The organism is Microbulbifer epialgicus (genome assembly GCF_041447265.1).
GTDB lineage: Bacteria > Pseudomonadota > Gammaproteobacteria > Pseudomonadales > Cellvibrionaceae > Microbulbifer > Microbulbifer epialgicus.
Genome location: NZ_JBGMEK010000071.1, coordinates 1 through 21593 on the forward strand (window position 1 = coordinate 1; position 21593 = coordinate 21593).

General features: G+C 48.0%; 17 protein-coding genes and 2 pseudogenes. 11 read left to right on the forward strand and 8 right to left on the reverse strand.

Translation table 11 applies throughout. The annotated features are described in order from the left end of the window. Positions 1–227: pseudogene (locus tag ACCI49_RS19535) on the reverse strand (IS256 family transposase); the annotation flags it as partial. Between the two features lie 224 nt (positions 228–451). Between ACCI49_RS19535 and ACCI49_RS19540 the strand changes: the two are divergent. Further along, the gene (locus ACCI49_RS19540; RefSeq protein ID WP_371840857.1) at positions 452–2602 is read left to right on the forward strand and encodes a hypothetical protein; all 2151 of its coding nucleotides are present in this window, start codon (positions 452–454) and stop codon (positions 2600–2602) included. Between the two features lie 299 nt (positions 2603–2901). On the opposite strand, the pseudogene tnpA reads toward ACCI49_RS19540, so the two are convergent. The 3 genes and pseudogenes from tnpA to ACCI49_RS19555 form a co-directional block, all read right to left on the reverse strand. Next, positions 2902–3145, reverse strand: a pseudogene (gene tnpA / locus ACCI49_RS19545) (IS200/IS605 family transposase); the annotation flags it as partial. Then, the gene (locus ACCI49_RS19550) at positions 3129–3452 is read right to left on the reverse strand and encodes a transposase (RefSeq protein ID WP_371840858.1); all 324 of its coding nucleotides are present in this window, start codon (positions 3450–3452) and stop codon (positions 3129–3131) included. The gene ACCI49_RS19550 and the pseudogene tnpA, both read right to left, overlap by 17 nt. 417 nt (positions 3453–3869) lie before the next feature. Then, the gene (locus tag ACCI49_RS19555) at positions 3870–4064 is read right to left on the reverse strand and encodes a hypothetical protein (RefSeq protein WP_371840859.1); all 195 of its coding nucleotides are present in this window, start codon (positions 4062–4064) and stop codon (positions 3870–3872) included. A gap of 192 nt (positions 4065–4256) precedes the next feature. Here ACCI49_RS19555 and ACCI49_RS19560 point away from each other — a divergent pair, with 192 nt between their 5' ends. Further along, complete coding sequence (locus ACCI49_RS19560) at positions 4257–5279, forward strand: methyltransferase family protein (protein WP_371840861.1); 1023 nt, start codon at positions 4257–4259, stop codon at positions 5277–5279. Positions 5280–5492: 213 nt separating this feature from the next. Further along, a complete protein-coding gene (locus ACCI49_RS19565) occupies positions 5493–6890 on the forward strand; it encodes a cytochrome P450 (protein WP_371840863.1) in 1398 nt (465 codons plus the stop codon). 235 nt (positions 6891–7125) lie between these two features. On the opposite strand, the gene ACCI49_RS19570 is transcribed toward ACCI49_RS19565, so the two are convergent. From ACCI49_RS19570 to ACCI49_RS19580, 3 genes are all read right to left on the reverse strand, one after another. Continuing rightward, a complete protein-coding gene (locus tag ACCI49_RS19570) occupies positions 7126–8871 on the reverse strand; it encodes a SulP family inorganic anion transporter (protein WP_371840864.1) in 1746 nt (581 codons plus the stop codon). A gap of 143 nt (positions 8872–9014) precedes the next feature. After that, positions 9015–9428 (reverse strand): protein tyrosine phosphatase family protein, encoded by a 414-nt coding sequence (locus tag ACCI49_RS19575; RefSeq protein WP_371840866.1) that lies wholly within the window; start codon positions 9426–9428, stop codon positions 9015–9017. Between the two features lie 54 nt (positions 9429–9482). Continuing rightward, positions 9483–10361 (reverse strand): MBL fold metallo-hydrolase, encoded by an 879-nt coding sequence (locus tag ACCI49_RS19580; protein ID WP_371840868.1) that lies wholly within the window; start codon positions 10359–10361, stop codon positions 9483–9485. Positions 10362–10459: 98 nt separating this feature from the next. Between ACCI49_RS19580 and ACCI49_RS19585 the strand changes: the two genes are divergently transcribed. The 7 genes from ACCI49_RS19585 (at position 10460) to ACCI49_RS19615 (ending at position 18687) form a co-directional block, all read left to right on the forward strand. Further along, positions 10460–10774, forward strand: a complete 315-nt coding sequence (locus ACCI49_RS19585; protein ID WP_371840869.1) for an ArsR/SmtB family transcription factor — start codon at positions 10460–10462, stop codon at positions 10772–10774. Between the two features lie 4 nt (positions 10775–10778). Then, the gene (locus ACCI49_RS19590) at positions 10779–11213 is read left to right on the forward strand and encodes a YeeE/YedE family protein (RefSeq protein ID WP_371840870.1); all 435 of its coding nucleotides are present in this window, start codon (positions 10779–10781) and stop codon (positions 11211–11213) included. Positions 11214–11227: 14 nt separating this feature from the next. Beyond that, positions 11228–11659: a DUF6691 family protein gene (locus ACCI49_RS19595; RefSeq protein WP_371840871.1), complete on the forward strand. Its 432-nt coding sequence runs from the start codon at positions 11228–11230 to the stop codon at positions 11657–11659. A gap of 96 nt (positions 11660–11755) precedes the next feature. Then, positions 11756–13510, forward strand: a complete 1755-nt coding sequence (locus ACCI49_RS19600) for a SulP family inorganic anion transporter (protein WP_371840873.1) — start codon at positions 11756–11758, stop codon at positions 13508–13510. Positions 13511–13584: 74 nt separating this feature from the next. After that, on the forward strand, positions 13585–15804 hold the full coding sequence (locus tag ACCI49_RS19605) for an ATP-dependent helicase (protein ID WP_371840874.1): 2220 nt from the start codon (positions 13585–13587) through the stop codon (positions 15802–15804). Between the two features lie 448 nt (positions 15805–16252). After that, entirely contained in the window at positions 16253–16888 is a 636-nt protein-coding gene (locus ACCI49_RS19610) for a porin family protein (protein ID WP_371840875.1), read from the forward strand. A 968-nt stretch (positions 16889–17856) separates the two neighbouring features. Beyond that, a complete protein-coding gene (locus tag ACCI49_RS19615; RefSeq protein ID WP_371840877.1) occupies positions 17857–18687 on the forward strand; it encodes a TauD/TfdA dioxygenase family protein in 831 nt (276 codons plus the stop codon). Between the two features lie 1157 nt (positions 18688–19844). On the opposite strand, the gene ACCI49_RS19620 is transcribed toward ACCI49_RS19615, so the two are convergent. Continuing rightward, entirely contained in the window at positions 19845–20177 is a 333-nt protein-coding gene (locus ACCI49_RS19620; RefSeq protein WP_371840878.1) for a hypothetical protein, read from the reverse strand. Positions 20178–21230: 1053 nt separating this feature from the next. On the opposite strand from ACCI49_RS19620, the gene ACCI49_RS19625 reads away from it, so the two are divergent. Continuing rightward, positions 21231–21506, forward strand: coding sequence for a helix-turn-helix domain-containing protein (locus ACCI49_RS19625; protein ID WP_371840879.1), 276 nt, complete (start codon positions 21231–21233; stop codon positions 21504–21506). The last annotated feature ends 87 nt before the right edge of the window (positions 21507–21593 follow it).

Below are 21593 nucleotides of genomic sequence, written 5' to 3' on the forward strand. Positions count from 1 at the left end.
ACCGGGCCAATGCCAGTTTGAATATCGCGCACAGGCAGGTGTCCATTGCGTACAACAGCCGCGCGGCCATCGTCTAAACGACGCTCACGGAATGTATCCATAAAAGTGGATAATTCGGCTTCTATAGCCTGCTGAAGTAGTTCTCGTGCCCCCCTGCGTAGAATTTCTGTTAGCGGATCGGTCGTCTCCTCTCGACCTGAAAACTCGACAACGGTATTCTTGTCCATGGTGGCGTATCTCTTAGTTGGTTTATTGTCTGGCGATAACAAATCAACCAGATACGCCGCTTTTTTTCAAACCTTCAAACACCAGATTTGGTTATAGCTCAAAAGTAGCTAGAGCAGACTAAAATGATGCCCGTAATTTTTCTGTCAAAAATCAACCAATCGACGAGTGCACGCTGAGCATTCGATTTAGATGATGTAGCTTCGGGCAAATTATGGAAAAGCTGTTGAGCAAGAGAGTTTTAGCACTAGCATTTACGGCCCTACTAGCCTCATGTGGTGGCGGTGGAGGTTCTTCCTCGGATTCTGAGCCAACCCCATCCACTGGAGGAGATGGTGGAGGCCAGGGCTCAGGTAGCGGGTCAGGTAACAACACACCACTTCCTGACAATGAACCCGGTACCGTCACTGTAGGTGATATTGAAACTGCGGACTTGGGTTTTGCCCGGATTACCTCTCGGGATATCACCCTACCCAATGGCCAGCCCAACGCCCAAGAGGTTCATGGACTACCACACTATATTTCCAGAACAGACAGTACTCAGGAAGATAACTTAAAGTCAGTCCCCATGCGAAGCTATACAGCAGCCTGTGCGACCGATACCGATAAACCCCGAATGTTTGTTTCCAAAACCATCAGTGAAGGTAGTGGAGATAATGAAGTCACCTATGGCACTGTGTATGAGCTGCAATATAATCCTGAGACTTCAAGCTTCGATCAAACTGGCAATACTACGATACTAAAGCAATGCTATGAGACGCACGGCATTGCAGCCAGCCCTGATTGCTCCCGAGTGGCGGTCTTGTGCAACACAGAATACCGAGCAAACGAGCGTTACGATGTGCAAGGTGACCTGGTAGAGCAATACGGTAGCAACTGGATGAAAATGGAAAATAATATCAGCGCTATTGATGCCCGTATTGAACGAGATATCGGCCTGATGATATCTACCAATCACAGTCAATACATCGGTTATTTTACCGATCATCCCACCCTAACATTTGATGACTTCCTCCCCGGGCTTAAAGCTAATTTCCCTGAGACTGATTTTGGTGATTCTCCATCCTTTAAGACAATTAAAGGAAAGGAGATGCAAGAGGAGATGGCTTATATCGTCGATCAGCTCTCTGAGGCCGACTATAACACGATGGTCGAGTACATTCGTGAGAGAGGCTATAAATATAACGACCAGATTTGGCTAATGGAGTGGGATAATCAACCGCTCAGTGAAAAGCCTGCAGCCTATGTTGTAAACAAGATGCACGGTGGAGGCCATGCCGGGGCCCAAGAGCTTATTTATGTTCACGATGATAGCCAAGGACGTACCAGTTATGCTTTCTCCGTAACGGCTCGAGTTTTTGACGGCAGCTACGGTGGCTCCCACTATTCTGCGGGAATGACCGTTATTGATCGCGATAACTGGTCCCTAAATATGAGTGGAAGTAATAATAGAGGCTGGTATTGGCTATGTGGCTATGGCCACGTATTAAATATTCGGGCCTTCTATAACCCTGACAATGAAAAGTATGGAGCAATTTGTACTAGCGATGGCGGCAAGTATTATAAATCACGCGGGCTAAATACTATTGCTATCAAAATGGAGGATACTTCCTCTACTAGTAGTTTTGAAGGCAGCTACAATTATCTAGTCCCTTCAGATAACGCATTTTTCTCCAATGGAGGTGGGCACACTGTTGTTCCGGTAGATGAAGACACTAACCTATCCCTCATCGTCTCCCCCAAATACATTGATGACGAGGAAATGAATCGCTTCCTGCAAAGCAAATACGGTATTGATACGAGTAGTGGCGGCCCCTTTGATGAGCAATGCTCTGATAATACGAATTGCTTCTTTTCTTATATGTCAAGTAGTGGTAACCCAACCATTACCAGACAGGGTTTACGCGGAGGCGATGCTCTGGATTCCTCGTCAATAACCCGCATCGGTATCGCCAAAGTCGATGGCAATGGAAGCATCGACGGGCAAGGCTTTAAATGGCTGGTAGAAGAACCTGACTGTCAAATCAGTGACCCTCAACTTATCGATTTGAAAAATGGTCGCTATTTGTTTGGCTACGCACAATTTCAATGTATCTCCGATAACCTGTCATATAACCGAAGCTCAGCTAAAAATGGCGCAATGCGTATGCTGGTGCCCAAGGCATATTATGTTATGGAAATTGATGCAGACCTAAATGTGCTAGAAGGGCCGGTAAAACTGACTAAGTATGGTTGGGGTGGCCTAGATGAACCCATTTTCCTTGGCAACGGTAAAGTAGCCTGGTCATATATCAAGAGCCCTACCTATGATAACTATGGTGGCGGCAAGCAAAATATTTGGCAAGCGATGATTTATCATTCAAACAGTGTAAACTAACCCAATTATAGAGTATTCATTACCGACTTAAAAAATGGAGAGCTTCGCTCTCCATTTTTATCGCTAAACATATTTAAAGATCAACTAAGTTGAAATATATGCACTGAAACCTTTTCAGTCACAGTAAGTATCCCCTAGCAAATCCGGGGGCTTTAATATTGCGAGCCGCTCTAAGCGGCAATTACGGAACCTTCGGTTCCTTACGCCCCAAGAGGCGACTACACCAGTATCAACTGATCAGTTCATTGATCTTCCTTTTCCTGGTTCTGTAAGTATGTCATTATTACTGCTTCATCTCAGCCTGCTGTCGAAGCAAAATAACCTCTCACCCACATAGTTGCGGCGCTTGACAGAAAACTGCCGTGCCATGTGGATTGCACTCCTCCTCTTGATATAGCCAATTATTTGAGCAACTGCGTATTTCGGTGGGATAGAGATCTTCATATGAACATGATCTGGCATCAAGTGCCCCTCCTCAACCAAGCTCCCTTTCTGCTGAGCCAGCTGGTGAATAAGTACTCCCAGTTCATGATTCCAGGGCCCGAGCTTTACACAAATATGGCGGCACTAATGCGGAACGGCAGGTTACGGGCTTACCATCTTTACTGCGTACCTTTGGCACTTTCATCGTAACTGGGCCAATGCCAGTTTGAATATCGCGCACAGACAGGTGTCCATTGCGTACAACAGCCGCGCGGCCATCGTCCAGGCGACGATCTTGAAACGCTTCCATGAAGGTCGACAATTCTGCCTTCACTGCCTGCTGAAGCAGCTCTCGTGCGCCCCGTTCTGTCAGTAGGTCAGCTGCCTCCTGTCGACCTGCAAACTCAACAGCGGTATTCTTGTCCATGATGGCGTATCCCCTAGTTGGCTCATTGTCTAGCGATCAAAAATCAACCAGATACGTCGCTTTTGTTAAACCTTCAAAACCAGATTTGGTGATAACTCTCCCTAATAACACCACAACTAAGTAGAAGAAATTAAAATCGAGACCTTCTATATGCTTCTTTTAATTTATAGGGATTCTGAGCTGCTCAATGATAAGTGATACCGGTACACTTCAAGCCATGGAGGCTTAACCCATCGTCTCACAAAAGCATACAAAAGTGCCACTTAACCGATGGTTGCGTTACTTTCAAGATAAACAGTATTGGAGGAGCCCTATCTACCTAGAATTTGAATAAAGAACAAATAACTACTGGTTACTGTAGTCAGGATCACGTGACCCAGATGTTAAAATAAGGTAAAGTCATTCTTATTTGATCATTTAAGGAAGAGTAAAGTTGAAGTATTCTCTTCGACCAAAACTAGTTATTACACTTTTATCTATCACATTTTTTATTTCAATTTTTAGATTATATTTGACTGGCCTTCTCTGGATGAAGGGAGATAGCTCTGGTATAGAATCATATTCTTTCATGGTTATATTTCCTTCGACACTTATCTTTGCTTTGGCATTCATGAAGAACACTAAAACCAAAGAAGGATTACTAATGCGCCTGGGCTGCATGCTTCAACTACTTTTTATCATTAGCATTCCGCCTTTATCTTTATATTTATCTCTGGGGTTTCCATTTGTTTTTCTACTTGTAGAACTATTCAAAACAAAACTGCCGATCAGTATTTCCGACCCCATTGAAAGAATGCTCATTAAATGATTAACATAGACATTCACAGTGACCTACTGGTTATATTAAGAGCGGCCTTATTTTTACTTCCACTATTTTGCACCTTCTATTTCGCTTGGAGGCATAAAAGTGATAATCGTATTTTGGTCGGAAGCCTATTTTCATTTCTGTACAGTATTGCGCTACTGTTACCCGCACACGCAATGGCTGTTAGATTAGGTGCATGGCATTATGGAAGCGAGACTCTTATACTACTAGGAATGCCTGTCGATCTATGGTTTGCTGGTTCTTTTTTGTTTGGTCCCGCAACATTTCTAGTGTTCCCCAAACTCAACCCATTAATTTTTACAGCTATTTTTATTGCCATACAAGCATTATTTTTTAACTCTCTCGACCCCCTAGTTATAGCGGGTAACTATTGGTTACTTGGCGTAACACTAATTTTCTTACTTGTACATACACCTGCAATGTACCTGGCAAAGTGGACCAGATATGATATCAACCTACCTCAGAGAGCTACATTATTAGCAATTGCATACGGTTCTTTAGCATTCTTTATAGTACCCACTCTAATTATGCATGCAATGGGAGGAAGTTGGGATATAGGTCAAAGATCTGCAGCTGAGATTGTTGCAGTTATTTCTTCCTTGCTCCCCTGCATCATTATCGGACTAAGTGCTGTTCATATGTTTGTTATTTTTGGCGAGGGAACTCCAATTCCATTAGACAAAACAAAACACCTTGTCAATAGTGGACTGTATTCATACATAACGAATCCAATGCAACTTTGCACCGCTATATCCTGGATAGTTATTGGAGTTTTTTTACAGAATTTCTTTGTAGCTCTAGCAGCTGGTATGGCAGGGGTTTTCGTAGCAGGTTTAGTCCGCTGGCACCATCGAAATGATTTGTTAGTTCGCTTTCCTAAAGGATGGCCAGAATACAAGACCAACGTTCCCGAGTGGCTCCCTAGATGGAAGCCTTGGATAAAGGAAAAATCGATACTGTATTGGAATACAGAATCTATATCACAATCGATATATATATAGAATGGCTTAAAAAAAGACGTCCTACCGGGCTAATTTTTGCTAACGAAAAACTCCCAGGCGCTCTTTATAAGGACTCTAGGAGCGAACGAACCTTCAATTCAGTAGAGGCTTTTATATATCCCCTATTTCATATAAATTTTATCTACGCACTATTTGCATCAGCTTTATTACTTGCTTTGCTTCCAGTTAAACTCCTATCTACATCACCAAGCAATGAAGAAAGCTATATCAAAAATGAAACCTCCTGAAATACGAACTGCGGGTCCCACCTCCGCACTTTTAGGCATCAACGCCCTTTATCGCATTAGGAATGATCCGCTAGCCTATTACCAGAGCCTGAACTCCACTTTTGGTGATACTGTTAAGATTCGCCTAGGACCATATCGGTGCTGGTTCATATTTCATCCTGATCATATAGAAAGTGTACTAGCCACAAAGGCAAGTTCATTTATTCGCTTCGAAAAAATCATGAATATTCTCAGGCAATGGAACGGCAATAGTTTATTGATTGCGGAAGGGAGTTCTTGGAAAAACCGAAGACGGAAAGTACTGCCATCATTATCGCAACAAAGAATTCCAAGCTATGCTAAATTAGTTTCCAGGCTTGCCCAAGATCTCACTGAGACTATAATTTCCAAGATCAAAGAAAATGGAAGCTACGAAAGCAGTATTGACGATGAAATGGCTCAATACTCATTAGAGGTTGCATACAAGACTCTCTTTAATAAAAATTTAAACACAGTTGTTCAGCCCATTAGTGAAGCCGTAAACTGTTTGTCCGAAATTGCCTATAAAGAAACAACATCTGCCTTTACACTACCCAGATTTATTCCTACCCCCGCAAATCGTAAAAAGAAAAAAATCATTAAGCTCATGAGGAGCTGTATTCGGGACATTGTTTTAGAACGAATAGAGCAGAGTTCTAAAGAAGAGTCAGATTTACTATCAATATTGATAAAGCATCACGGCGGAAATACCTCTGCAATTGAAGAGGATGTCATTTCTCTTTTGATTGCAGGTCACGAAACAAGCGGAGCTACCCTTTCATGGCTATTTCTACTATTAGCTAAGCACCAAGACGTACAGCATAAAATTCAGAAAGAATTGGATAATATCTTAGGAAATACTTCAGCCAGCTATGAAAATCTCAAAAATTTACCTTATCTAAATGCAGTAATTAAAGAAACGATGCGCCTATACCCCTCCGCCTATGCTCTGTTTTGCAGACGCGCGACAGAAGATGTCGATATTGGTGGGGCATTAGTTAAAAAAGGAGATTTGGTACAAATTTTTCCATATATCACACAAAGAGATAATCGCTGGTTTAAAGACGCAGATCGATTTAATCCCGAAAGATTCATCAATAGTGAATCATGGCCTAAATACGCTTATTTTCCTTTTGGGGCTGGGCCACGGATATGTATCGGCCAATCATTTGGAATGATGGAAGTCGCTCTAACAATAGCAACCATACTGCAGAGATTATCTCTATCGCAAGTAGAATCATCACTTGAAAGCGCACCTCGATTCTCACTTCGGCCCGACAAAAATATCACGATTTCATTCTCTAGTCGCCCACAAATAGAACGAGTAGAGGATCAAATAACTTAACAATCCATAAAATTTAGGCAGTAACGGGTGTTACTGCCATGCCTTAGGGTACTTTATATTGACAAAGAGACAGCACTGAATTGCTCAGGTACCGAGGCCACTCATCGTCGAGAGATACTATTCTATTCTGCAAAAAAGATATTACGTGTAGTAGTTCAGACTTGACCTGACAGAGCACCTTCTGAAAAACCGGTAACTGTCAGATCAAGTCTGAACTACTACACATCAATAGATCCTAAAAAATAAGCTCAGTCACTTTGCCTTCATTCATTTGTACAGCACTAAATGCCTGATACTGACTTAAATACACGTCTCCAGATAGCTTCTGCAGAAAGCTACTCCTCTCCAAACAATCCATCACCGGCCCTTTAACTTCCGATAGATGCAACTGAATTCCCCTATCCAGTAAATTGCTATTAATAGACTCCAACACCTCCAAAGCACTCCAATCTATTTCATTCACTGCACTACACATCAGTATCACATGCTTCACTTTGGGATTGGTGGCGAGGCCTGCATAGATACGCTCTTCTAAAACGCCGATATTAGAGAAAATGAGCCTCCCATCTACGCGAAAGGTAAGAATCTCGGGAACAGTTTTAACTTTGTGGCGGAGGATATTGCGAAAATGCTCAGTACCCTCCACCAATCCCACTTCGGCAATATGGGGCTTTGAAGCTCGGTAGATAAATAACAGTAATGACGCACCTACCCCGCAGGCTACACCGGGCTCTACACCAAACAACAGCGTGACGGCAATGGTCAGGGTTACTGCGAGAAAGTCTGCCTTGGCGAAATGCCAGGTTTTACGCAGGATAGAAAAATCTACCAATGATAGGACAGCAACAATAATGGTAGCCGCGAGGGTTGCTTTGGGAAGATAGTAGAGAAATGGGGTTAAAAAAAGTGCGGCCAGGGCAATTCCCACAGCGGTAAACAGGCTGGCAAGTTGCGTTTGCGCACCGGCTGCATCATTCACCACTGAGCGGGAAAAACCACCGCTTACGGGAAAAGCACCAGAAAGGCCAGAACCAATATTCGCCATTCCCAAGGCAAGCAGTTCCTGATTGCTATCAATTCTCTGCCTACGCTTGGCTGCCAGGGTTTTGGCCACTGATACGGACTCTACATAGCCAATAATGGCGATCATCAACGCGGGCATCAGTAGGGTTTCAAGCAGTGGCAACGATAATTCAGGCATTGTGAGCGGCGGCAAACCAGAGGGGATCGCACCGACAAGCGGTACCTGCCGCCCCTCAAACCCCATCCAATATGACAGGCCAATAGTTACCAACACCCCCACCACAGGCGCTGCCTTGGCCAGCAGTCCGGCAGTGTTTGAAGATACCCCAATAATTTCCAGCAGATTTGCTGCACTGGCTCGCGACCAGTAGAGAAACAGCATCACTCCGAAACCGGTTAGCAGTGCCAAGCCGTTAGCGGAATGCGAATGACCCCACAAGGACATCGCCAATTCGGGCGCAGTGTCACCACTGGCAGGAACACCCAACAGGTGCCGCAGTTGGCTCAGAGCAATCAGCAGTACAGACGCGGTAATAAAACCGGATATCACTGGGTGGGAGAGAAAATTGGCAAGCATACCGAGGCGCAACGCCCCCAACACTGTGAGGATTCCTCCGGACAACAGCGCAAGCGCCGCAGCCGCACTCAAGTAATTCACCTCACCCGACGCGGTCACCTCACCCAGTGCGGTGGCACTCATGAGGGAAATCACTGCGACCGGCCCCACCGACAAAGTGCGGCTGGTGCCGAAAATGCCATACACTACGAGGGGTACTATGCTGGCATAGAGCCCCACCTCTGCGGGCAGGCCCGCAAGCAGAGCGTAAGCTAGAGACTGGGGAATCAGCAACACTGTCACTATGGCAGCCGCCAGCAGGTCACTGTTTAAAGTGTTGCGATCATAACTTTTGACGGTGGCGATGATAGGAATCCACCTGGAGAGTATCTGTGTCAGCATCGTTCACTCTGCCAAATTGCATTGTCTACGACTTTCATTGATCACTGTCCATGTGCTTCCCAAGGGGCGGCTGTAGGCCGCCATGCCCCCACCGGAGTCTTTATTGGCCGACAACTGGAACCTGCTGCCAGGGATAAAAAAGCCTATGGGTCGATTGTGATCAACACTGCAGCAATATCAAACCCTGCCTCCTGGGCCTGATTCTGCAACTTCTTTTTATCCTCCCCCATCAGGACTTTAGCCCCCGCCCAGACCTGACTGGAGCGATTTCCAGTTCGGCAAAAAGCATGGACTTGACGCCCCTCTTGCAGCACCTTGCTAAACGCCTCACAGTGCTCTCGCGTCATACGTCCTCGAGTGAAGGGGATGGCCACAAACTTGATGCCGGCCTCCGCCGCCGCATGTTCCATATCGGCATAACTGGGGTGTGCTTCGCTTTCTCCTTCCGGACAATTGCAAACTACAATCTGCACCCCGCTTTGCGCCAATGTTGACATTGCTTCGCAAGCAATATGTTCTGAAACACTGACTTGATCATCCAGTTTTTTAATATTCATATTCTCCTCCAAGTCACCTTGGCACCAGTTAACCTGCGCCACAGCTGAAATTGATTAAAGCTGGTTCAGCGGCACTTTTAGATAAACAATACCATTAGATTCTGCCGGGGGCATTTGTCCCGCGCGAATATTGACCTGCACCGAAGGAATAATTAGCTTCGGCATGCTCAGGCTGGCATCGCGCTTTTGGCGGATTTCAACAAATTCCTCCTCACTGATACCATCGCGCAGGTGAATATTTTCCCTGCGCTGAATCCCCACACTGGTTTCAAACTGGTAATCCCGTTTACCCTCGGGCGGGTAGTCGTGGCACATAAACATGCGGGTTTCTTGCGGAAGAGACAATATCTTTCGTGCGGAGCGGTACAACTGGCTCGCATCGCCACCGGGAAAGTCACAGCGGGCGCTGCCCACATCCGGCATAAACAGGGTATCCCCCACAAACAGAGCATCGCCGATTAACCACACCATATCTGCGGGAGTGTGCCCTGGGCTGTATATTACCTGCGCTTCCAACTCGCCCACCTGGAAGCTATCACCATCTTTAAACAGATAATCGAACTGACTGCCATCCGCCAGGAACTCCCGCTCCAGGTTAAAGATCTCGCGGAAGATTTTCTGCACCTGGCAAATCTGTTCGCCAATAGCAATACGCCCCCCCAATTGATCCCGCAGGTAAGGCGCTGCGGAGAGGTGATCTGCATGGGCGTGGGTTTCCAGTATCCACTCCAGGCTCAATTGCCGGTCCCGAATAAACGATGCTATCTCTTCTGCACCTGCGCTACTGCTGCGCCCGGAGGCGGCATCAAAATTGAGAACGGCATCCACTACCGCGGCAGAGCCGCCCTCCTTGTCGTACACCACATAACTCCAAGTTTCTGTATCCCTGTCGAGGAATGACTGCACCTGTGTGCCTTTCTTCTCTTGTGGCATTTCGTACCCTCCAGCATCCACTACCAGATCAATATACATTCTGATAATATATAAAACAATATATTGTTATCTTGTAAATTGTTGACAGGCCATACGCCATGCCAGATACCAGCAATCTCGATTTTGACAGGATGCGTGAATCCGCCGGGCAAGCCGCGAACATGCTACGTTCCCTGGCCAACCAAGACCGCCTGGTTCTGCTCTGCCAGCTCAGTCAGGAAGAACTCAATGTAGGCGAACTAGAGGCTCGGCTGGGTATTCGCCAGCCAAGCCTTTCCCAGCAGCTGGGCATTTTGCGTCGCGAAGGCCTGGTAGACACCCGAAAGGAAGGCAAGCACGTGTATTACCGGGTAGCCGACCAGCGGGTACTGACCCTGTTGCAGACTCTTTACCAACTCTATTGTGCGGAGTAACCCTATGACAATTGACTGGGCAGCCTTTACCCCGGCCACAGCCTTCGCTGGCGGTGCACTTATCGGGCTCGCAAGTGCCCTACTGATGGCTTTTAATGGCCGTATCGCCGGCATCTCCGGCATTGTCGGCGGTATATTGGAAGGCCCCGCATCCGGTATCGGCTGGCGCCTGGCTTTTATTGTTGGGCTGCTGATCGCTCCCATGATATGGCAACTGTTCTCAGCGATGCCCTCCATCGAAATTGAATCCAGCTTCCCCACCCTGGTTGCCGCCGGACTGCTGGTAGGCATTGGCACCCGCTATGGGTCCGGCTGCACCAGCGGCCACGGTGTCTGTGGGCTTTCACGGCTCTCACCCCGCTCACTAATCGCCACGATCCTATTTATGGCAACGGGTTTTATCACCGTTTTCGTTGTGCGCCACCTATTTGCTGGCTGATGGAGGCTGGAGTTATGAAAACCACAATTACAGCATTTCTGGCCGGACTGATTTTTGGCCTGGGCCTGCTGCTCTCCAATATGGCCAACCCGGAAAAAGTCTTGGGTTTTCTGGATCTCGCCGGTGACTGGGACCCATCTCTGGCACTGGTAATGGTGGGAGCTATTGCAGCTGCACTACCGGCTTTCCAGTTGGTAAAAAGCCGCGGGCAATCATTTTGGAGAATGCCCCTTCGCCTTCCCAACAATATCCAAATCGATCGCCCCCTGGTAATTGGCAGCCTGCTGTTTGGTGTCGGCTGGGGCTTGGCGGGCTTCTGCCCCGGGCCAGCGATTGTGGCCACCGGTGCAGGGCAGGAGAAGGCGCTGGTATTCACCCTGGCGATGCTCGCCGGTATGGGGATTTTCCAGTTCGGTGCACGCAGTGTCCTCCCGGCACGGGACTAACCTGGCACTTTACCCACTAGCGCAACTCAAAGCCGTCTATCTTGTTGGAGCAAGGTGTCACCAGTGCGGGACACCAATAGCCAATAGATAAAGGGAATGCGAGCGCGCCACCTGATTCCACCTTGGTTAAAGCACTACCAACCCAAGTGGCTGGTGGGCGATTCCGTGGCTGCGCTCCTTGCCAGTATGACACTGATCCCGCAGGCACTGGCTTACGCGGCACTCGCCGGCCTGCCGCCATACCTGGGGCTCTACGCAGGACTACTCCCCCTAGTCGGATACGCATTATTTGGCTCCAGTTCGGTGCTCTCTGTTGGCCCAGTGGCTGTTCTAGCCCTGATGACTGCCTCAGCCCTCACCCCCATCGCCACGCAAGGCAGCGCCGAATATATCAGCGGCGCAATCCTTCTCGCACTGTTAAGTGGGGTGATACTGCTATTAATGGGGTTTATTGGCCTCGGCAGCCTTTCCAATTTACTGAGTTTGCCGGTGGTGGATGGTTTTGTCTCCGGCGCGGCAATACTAATTATGGTGGGACAGATTGCGCCACTACTGGGTATAAAGAGCGAGGGCCACACCGCCCTCGAAATTCTCGTAAGCACCCTCAGTAACTCACCCATGACAGACCCTGAAGCGGCCCTCATGGGACTTATTGCGTTGACCAGCCTGATCGCCGCACGCCTGGGACTGCCCTTCCTGCTGCGCAAAATGGGAGTCAACCCTCCGCGGGCAAAACTGCTGTCGCGACTGGCCCCCATGCTTATCGTACTGATTTCGGTTCTGCTCACTGCGATTTTCCACTGGGAAAAGGAGCTGCCGGTGGTGGGGGTTATCCCCGCCGGCCTGCCAGACCTCACCGTGCCTACTATCAGGCTCTCTATGGTTTACCAGTTGCTGCTGCCCGCGCTGATTATCGCCCTGCTTGGGTTTGTAGAAAGTCTCTCCGTCGCCCACTCTATCGCCCTGCGGCGAGGAGAAAAAATCAATGCCGATGCCGAGCTTCGCGGCCTGGGCACGTCCAATATTCTCAGCGCCTTCTCTGGGGGCTTCTCGGTGACCGGGAGTTTTGCTCGCACGGCAGTCAACGATGAAGCGGGAGCAAAGTCCCCCCTGAGTGGCATAATTGCCGCGGCGCTGATTGCCTTGGTTCTTCTATTTGCTACCAAGGTATTTACCGAGTTACCTATCTGCGTATTGGCAGCGACCATTATTGTGGCAGCAGCCAATTTGATCGACCCGCAAGCCCTGATCCACCATTGGCGTTACGATCACACCGATGGCCTCGCCATGGGCGGCACCTTTTTGGGAGTATTGCTGTTTGGCGTGGAAGCCGGAATTGGCCTGGGCGTGGGGCTCTCTTTCGCCACCCTTATCTGGCGCACCAGCCGGCCGCATATCGCCGTAGTGGGACGGGTGCCCGGCACCGAGCAGTTTCGCAACGTGTTGCGTCACACGGTAAAAACCCTGCCTGATATCCTCTTCCTGCGCATTGATGAAAATCTCTTCTTCAGTAACATCAGCGCGGTGGAAGACCGCCTGCTAGTGGAAGTGAAGCGCCACCCAAACCTGCACGACCTGGTGCTGATTCTCTCCTCCGTTAACCGGATCGACAGCACCGCTATAGAGCGATTGCAGCAGATTAACCGGGACCTACTTAAGCGCAATATCTGCCTGCACTTGGCGGAGGTTAAAGGTCCCGTACTGGATCGTCTTGGGCGCTCCAAATTGCTGCAGGAACTTAGCGGCAGAGTGTTCCTTTCTTCTTATATCGCCGAACTGGCGCTGCGCCAACATAACATTGACGATGACAATCAGGCCCCCGAATCCACCTCACCCGCCGACCCCGCCTGATCCAATAGCAACTCCGACCTTGTACGAGCCGGGCAAATACTGGCAAAATATCCAGTATTTGGGCAAAGTACACGATGGGCGGCAGCACTCTCACTTCTGAGCAACAGGCAATTGCAGATCACACCGGTGGCCACGCCAAGATCATTGCCGTTGCCGGCTCCGGCAAGACCACCGCCCTATTGCACTATATAAAGAATCGCCTGGACTCAGGCATCTCCCCCGAGCGGCTGCTGGTATTGATGTACAATCGCAGTGCGCGGGAGGATTTTGACCGCCGCATGCGCCAACTGGCAGATGGCCCGATTCCACCGGTACACACCTTTCACAGCGTAGGGTACCGGCTTTACCAGCGTATGATTGCCAATGGCCATATCGCCGCTGCCAACCTAAGCCCCCTGCCCCAATCCACGGTCCAATTACAAATCTGGAAGGCTATTGAGGATTGCGCACCCACCCACGAGCTGGAAGAGATCCGCGCGCGCAAGCAATCAGAAATTGAGGCCGCAGAATTTTTTATCGATTACACCAAAACAATTCTATCCGGAGACCTCAGCGCTTTTCAGGAACTGAAACTCGGTGATGAATACATGTATTTTTTACAGGTATTTCGCACTTTTGAGGCGTGGCGCCGCAACCAGAATGCCGTCACTTACGCCGACCTGATCTACGACCCAGCCATGCTCCTAAGCCTCAATGAGCAAATGGCCGAACAATACGGCAGCTATTACGAAGATATCCTGGTGGACGAGTACCAGGATATCAATGAAATACAGCACTTTTTATTGCGCATACTCTACGGAAAGTCCGGCAACGTAATTGCCATTGGTGATCCAGACCAGACTATTTATGAGTGGCGCGGCTCCAAGCCGGATTTCCTGCTCACATTTTTTGACGGTGATTTTCCGCCCTCCAATATTTACCACTTGAGCCGTACTTTCCGCTACGGCCACGAGCTGTCCCTGGCAGCGAATCATTTTATTGAAAATAATCGGGACCGCGCCGATATTTTCTGCGTTTCCGCAGACGGGGAACAGCAAACAAAAATTGAGCTGGTAAGAACGGATAAGGAAGGCTGCTGGCTGGTGGAATACTTGCGTCGCCAGCAGAAGCAAGGGCACACCTTTAAGGACATAGCGGTGCTGGTGCGCCTCTGGTCTATTGCGGCACCTATAGAACTGGCGCTGCTAGCCAACAACATCCCATACCGCTCCTCCAGCCGCAACACAGTGCTTTCCCGCCGGGAACTACGCCCGTTATTCTGGAGCTTGAATATCGCCTCAGGCCGCTTTGCCAAACTCCCCCCCAAGCGACGCCAGCAGGGATTGTATGAATGGCTGACCGCACCCCACGTACGTATCCCACGCAAAGTGTTGGAGCCCATTTGCGTTGCCCTTGCCGCCCTGGATAAAGGCTGGGGTAAGCATTTATTGACTCTGCTGCCTGAAAACCTGAGCAAGCCACAGATCAAACGCCTCCGCCAGCGCGCAGATCTACTCACTCAAATAGAAAGCTGGCGGGGTCACGCCGGCGAGCTGATGCGCCGACATATCAGCGAACTGGATCTTCTCGACGGCATTGCCGAGGACGCCTTCACCCGCCAGCAGGGGGAGGAGAGACAGCAAACCATTCTCGCTTTCTGCCAATATCTGGACACCCTTAAACAGCCACCAGCTGAAACCCTCACACACCTGCAGGAGCTACAGAGACAGCACCGCGAAGGAGAGCAGACTGAGGCAGACTCGATCCAGATCACCACCATGCACCAAGCCAAGGGACTTGAGTGGGAACAGGTGATTATTCCCACCCTCACCCAACACAATATGCCCTATCAACCCCAGCGGGATTTCAGCACCCCCGCCTCTCTGGAGAGTGAACGCCGCTTGATGTACGTGGCCATGACCCGAGCAAAATCCCGCTTATTCCTGCTGGCACCCACTGAGGTGGCCAAAGGGAAAGACCCGGAAGCCTCTCAACCCTCGCTGTTTATCAATGAGATGCAACTCCCTCTCAGTAAGCTGATGTCGGACTCCCTGCACGAGCGCCCTGAGCAAATCAACACGGATATCCCCGTCTCCCGCCAAGCCCTTCACTACCTGGAGGCCTGCGAGTACAACCCCAATATCAGTGCGCCACGCGCCCCACTGCGCAAACCTGATCCCGGCGAAGGCCTGCGTCACCGGAAACTCGGCCATGGGCGAGTTTTAAAGTGGGAAGACCAGCGCATCGAAGTACTGTTCAGTGACGGCAAGGCGCGCCGTTTTGACTGGGAGACCCTGTCCCAGTATTTGATGTAGTCAAATGGCCCCAAGCACAAAACCCATTGGTATTGGACCCTTGCACGACAAATCTAGCGGTCACATGCATGATTTGCGACCGGAACACCCATGTTCGGCTTAACGGGCCAAAATACTCCCACAAAAATAACTACAGAAAAGACATCGAACTGAAACTCTCAAGGGTATTATTTTTGTCTCACTCCGCACACTACTAATGCCGGAAAGGTTGCTGAAAGTTGGCTTAGCATAGGTGGTAATTAAGTAAATTTTACTGCAGCACAAAACAATAAAAGTAGGACGCAACACATCGATTGCGGCCAACTTTACCCGACTCTGAGTTTGAACAACATGTTCCATTTATGGATGAATTTAACAATTGACAGTTTTGCATGTAGAGGGCAATCTGGAAATTGGCATTACATAACTATTAGAGAATCTAATAAATTCCAATAAAAAGGACACGCCAATGAAACTCTCAAAAGTATTATTTTTATTACCCGCTTTGACTCTACCCATCCCCTCCCATGCCGAAGAAAAGCCATTCTACCTGGGCTTAGGGTATGGTTTTACTGAAATAAAAGGCGAGGAATTGGGAACTATTGACGAAGTGAAAGGTATTTTTTCTCCAGGGCAAAGGTTTAGTGAAGACACAAATTCCTTAGACCTCTATGCCGGCTACCAGTTTAACGACTATTTTTCTATAGAACTCAATTACAGTTCTTACGATCAAGCAAGCGATAGATACTATGTCGATCCTCGCATTGACTCCATGACTGGGCATAATGACCAAGAAGAGCTAGAAGTGGATACTATCTCTCTAAATGGTATTCTCAGCTACCCGCTAGCTGAAAACCTGAACATCTTCGCATTGGTCGGTTTTACCAGTGCCGATATTGACGGGCGCTGGTTTGGTAGTGAAGTACCGGTTACCGGTGAAGATCCATCAGTGCCCTATTCCGATACAGAAAGTGGGATTAGCTATGGGCTGGGGGTCAGTTATACGTTCACTGAACGCCTTTCCAGCAAACTTCAATGGAAAACAACTGATATTGATCACCTGGAGCTTGAGGCGCTGCATTTGTCTTTGGCAGTCAATTTTTAAGATTGAAGCCTTGAGGGGGAATGCCACCCTTCAAGACCATCATTTCCCAATTGAAAATTATTAACTATTCCGTGTCATTTCTTTACCATGAACAGAAAAGAAATGCCCTCTGCCAAAAATAAATTTTTCACGGCATATCCTCCTCACCATCATCACGACAGTAACGGTAGAGTAATTGTACTGTCAGTTACTACTGGGTTAGAAGGAAAGAATACACTGCACTCGAGACGCGCTGTGAACACATCCCTGTAAGCTCGCAATCGGCATCCATGCCTCATACGGTTCCGAGCACAGTGTATTCTTTCCTCCCCCCTTTTTAGTAATTCAAGAGAAGCCTCTATCTGGCTCCTCTATTAATCTTCAAACTAATTTCATTTATCAACAAGATACAAATGCAAATCAATTGGCAACTCAGCATTTAGCACTCTCGTGCACAGAAGATGTGTAAGATTTTCTTTTTACCCCAATATTTTCGTCGTTATACAGCCAAGCGCCAGCAAGTCTAGAGCGGGTTTATTGGGCTCCATAAAATTTGTACTCGGAGCTAATGAAAATAGCAACTCACCCACTCAGGATCTGGGGTACTATCAAGCCTAACAAGTAGAGCATTGTAAGTATCGACTTCCTCTATTTTGTCGATAGACGAAAGAAATTTTTCCACAGTACAGTTGCCGGTGGAATGCGCTTCACCCTCCCTGTCGCAACCGTGTGAAATATACTTATTGAGTCCTTCGAGAGTAGAAATGAAAAAGCCTACAGGAATTACAGTTGTGAGTTCGCACATCTATCGCTGCTTGGAATTTTTATATATTTGGCGCAAAAAAATACAATAGTTTTTAACTCGTTAATTTTATTAGCTTTTACACCCTACCCCCAAGATAAACAGCGAACGCTGTGTATCATATGGGGTTGAACCTCTCGTGAAATAACTTATTATGCGGGAACAGTCTACTGAAGCGACACCAGTCATGAACATTTCCCCATATTCAAAAGGCTGCGGTGCACTCGTGGAAGGCGTGCAGCTGGCCGATTTATCCGATACCGAATTCAGTGACCTACGTCGGGCCTTTGCCGACCACGGTGTACTGTTTTTTCGCAACCAATCCCTGTCCCCGGAAGATCACTTGGCCTTCGCCAACCGCTGGGGCGAGATTATTATCAATAAATTTTTCACTCATACTCAGGAATACCCCGGCATTGCCGAAGTACGCAAGGAGAAGGACCAGGAAACCAATATCGGCGGCGGCTGGCACACAGATCACTCCTACGACCAGGAACCCGCCCTGGGTTCCATCCTGGTGGCCAGGGAGCTGCCTGAGACCGGAGGCGACACCCACTTCGCCAATCTGCAAAAAGCCTATGACACCCTTTCCGATGGGCTAAAGCAGACGCTGGAAACACTGCAAGCTGTACACTCCAATGTACATATTTACGGCAAGGACGGTTATTACCAGTCCACGGACATGGCCTCACAATTGGGTGGTGTCAACGACGTGGGGGAAGCCGTGCACCCGGTAGTGATCCAGCATCCTGATACCGGACGCAAAATCCTCTACGTCAACCCGGGATTTACCATGCGCTTTGTAGGCTGGACGCCTGAAGAGAGCAGACCACTGCTGAACTTCCTGTTCGCCCACGTCCTCACCAATGGCTACACCTGCCGCTTCAATTGGGAACCAGGCTCAGTCGCATTCTGGGATAACCGCTCTACCTGGCACTCCGCAGAGAATGATTACCAGGGCCAGTTCCGCCTGATGCATCGCATCACGCTTACCGGCGGTGCTTTGCAGGCGGCGTAACTGCACCCCGGGCGCGCCCATAACCACTGACAATGAAGTACACATACCGCGCCTGCCGAGAAAGGGCAGGCCGTATCGAAAACGTACGGGCTTCGAAGCGGGAGTGAATCTCATTCCAGAGCGCGCTGATATTGATGAGTGCTTAGCGATTGCTAATGGACACACGGAGCTCGGACACTGGGAGGGCGATACAGCTTACCGGCAGGACGGCTATCCAGTGACATTAGTAGACCGGGCCTCCAAGCTGTTGCTTGTCTGCAGGCTAGCAAACAAAAATAAGTGGACGGTGAGCCGATCGATCAAGCAAATACTCTAGTCGTATCAAGCAGTGTGTAAAACCATGACCTTCGGCAACGGTGATGAATCCGCGAATCACCAGTCGATCACATAGAAACCAGGTTGCAATATATATTTTGCCAACCCCTATCAGTCTTGGGAGCGCGGGTTGAACGAAAACACCAACGGGCTGCTGAAGTGCTACCTGCCGAAAGAGATGAATATTGGCGAGCTGCTGAAAAGCTAGATTGATGATACAGTGTTTCGTATTAATACCTGGCAGCGAAAAGTATTAAATTAATAGAGCCCACTGGAATTTTTTGTGAGTATAAGTGCATCGCTTCTGCTGGCAATCTAGCGGTAATATTAAACGCCGGGGGCAAGTCAGCTATTTCAGGACTACTTCACCTGCTGTTGGACTAACTCCCCGGAACCCATAAAGAGCCTTGCTTATAGTTATTTTGTAAGGTCAATACTCAACACATGACAAGCATCATCATTTAGATCCTTATCAATGACTAGGCCGACAGTCGCACCGGTATGAAAAGCCGACAATGCTACAGATAAAGAACTCTTTAGCATTTCCGGCTGAAGATCTGTCGAAGTGAAATATGCGTAATTGTGCCTGCAGTCACTGAGGCCAGAGTTTCCAACAAAAGTAATAATGAAATCTCCTTTGCCATACGTCCATATCCGGCTAATCTCACCACGATACCATGTGGCCTCCGAAATCGCACTTGAACTCATAATCAGTAAAAAATAAAAGTAAAAATTTTATTCATGTTTTCTCCGTTAGTGATGCATACATTTCCAAGCAACCCCAAAAGGCATTGTTATACATTAATAAATCAATACACAATATTTATGATATTCCCCTCTCATTACAATGTAGTGTTTGATGCGTATGGATAATGACCACAACCATTAACATATATAGAGACAGGCTTATTGGCCATATAAGCAGAAAGAATTAGGGAGTATTGTTCTTTAAAATGGGGAGCATCGGTATCGAATTCCAACATTCCTTCTTCATTACCCGCACAATTCAAATCTGGTACCGAACCGGACACCTTCAAATACATGCGTGCATTTGGCTGAACAAATATTTTCAAAATTTCCACGTTTGAAATCCATTGGGCAGCATATAGATCAGAGGCTCCCAAAAGAAAGGGAAGCACCGCTAAAATGCTACGAAATTTTAATTTATTAAGCACTATGTATCTCCTAAATATCTAACAATTAACTTAAGTGAAGCTTTATTACACGAAATTGCTTTACGCCGAAGTTTTATCAAAAGCCAATTAGCATTGGGCAGCTATATGCTGCTAAAATAGAGCAATTTAAATGGATCTATTTTAGCAAATACTGGCGCAACATTTTGAATGCTATTAATCTATTTGGGAAGCCTTAATAGTCAATTAATTTCCAATTTTCGCTAATTAATGGAAAAGGGTAGCTTTTATACGGCCGCCAAATGCCAAATATAGGAGGAAATTGATTTCTTACTCACCACCCTAGTCGGTAAGCCCTACCTGATCTTTAAATACACAAGACGGTCTTTGGTTAGCATAAAGTGCGCAATTTTTAAACTGCCTGCCTGAATTTTAAACAAGCTTGTTGGCTAATCTATGTAAGCAAGCTAATAGGAGTATTTTCAACAACCATTCGGAGCGCTGATAACAACCGGGGGTAAGCTATGTCATCCACGACCAACTACGAACTCGTCATAATGACGGAAGACGATCAACTATCTGGAAGTCACAACTAGTTGAAGCCGCTCAACTTCAGTGGCCAATTCTTGCCCATCTAGATACTCATCACACCCCATTTACTCTAACCTCCTCTTATGTACTTGCTCCTTACCCTCCAAGGGCCATAGTCATAAGGAGGTGATGATTATCGAGCTGTTTCTATCTGTTGACTCTGGAGACCGGGAAAAGATACTCGTAATAGCGTATCCACCTCTGCTGCCTTCCCCAACACCCAACAAGGTTGGCGATCTGAAATCATGTTTTCGGAGCTCAATACTGAGCCTGTATCTTCCCTTGTCAAAGCTTAACCCTGGCCGTTACCGGACAACACCCATGACTCGGGGCCCCGGCGACTTGCTAGCCCTTACCGGGTAGAGGGCTTTCACCTCCAATCTTTTGCCGATTTATCTTGGCGCACTGGGTGTCCTGGATTCTTTAGCCGGATGATCATCCAACAGAAACTTATTACCCTGCGTCATGAGCGCGAGCTGACCCAGCAACAGATGGCCGACGCCATTGGGGGGTCATGTCAATCAGTTTCGGCGCTATGAAGCCGGGGCAACACAGCCTTCCCTGGAGGCGTTAAAGAAGATTGCTGTCGCCATGAGCATCACCATTGACTCACTGGTATTCGATGAAGACGAGCGCGGACCGGATGAGCAGCTAAGGCTGCAATTTGAAGCTATCAGCCAACTGCCAACGGAAGAGAAAGAGATCGTCAAGGAGTTGCTGGACGGGGTGATTATTAAGTATCAATCCCGGCGCTGGGATACCAAGCGGCAAATCAGTTAAATAAAAAGTAACCGTCCGGTAATCCCATCTATTCAGCCAAGTTCTACGCTGTAATTTAGGTGTCCACCAATCAACAAGTGGACACCT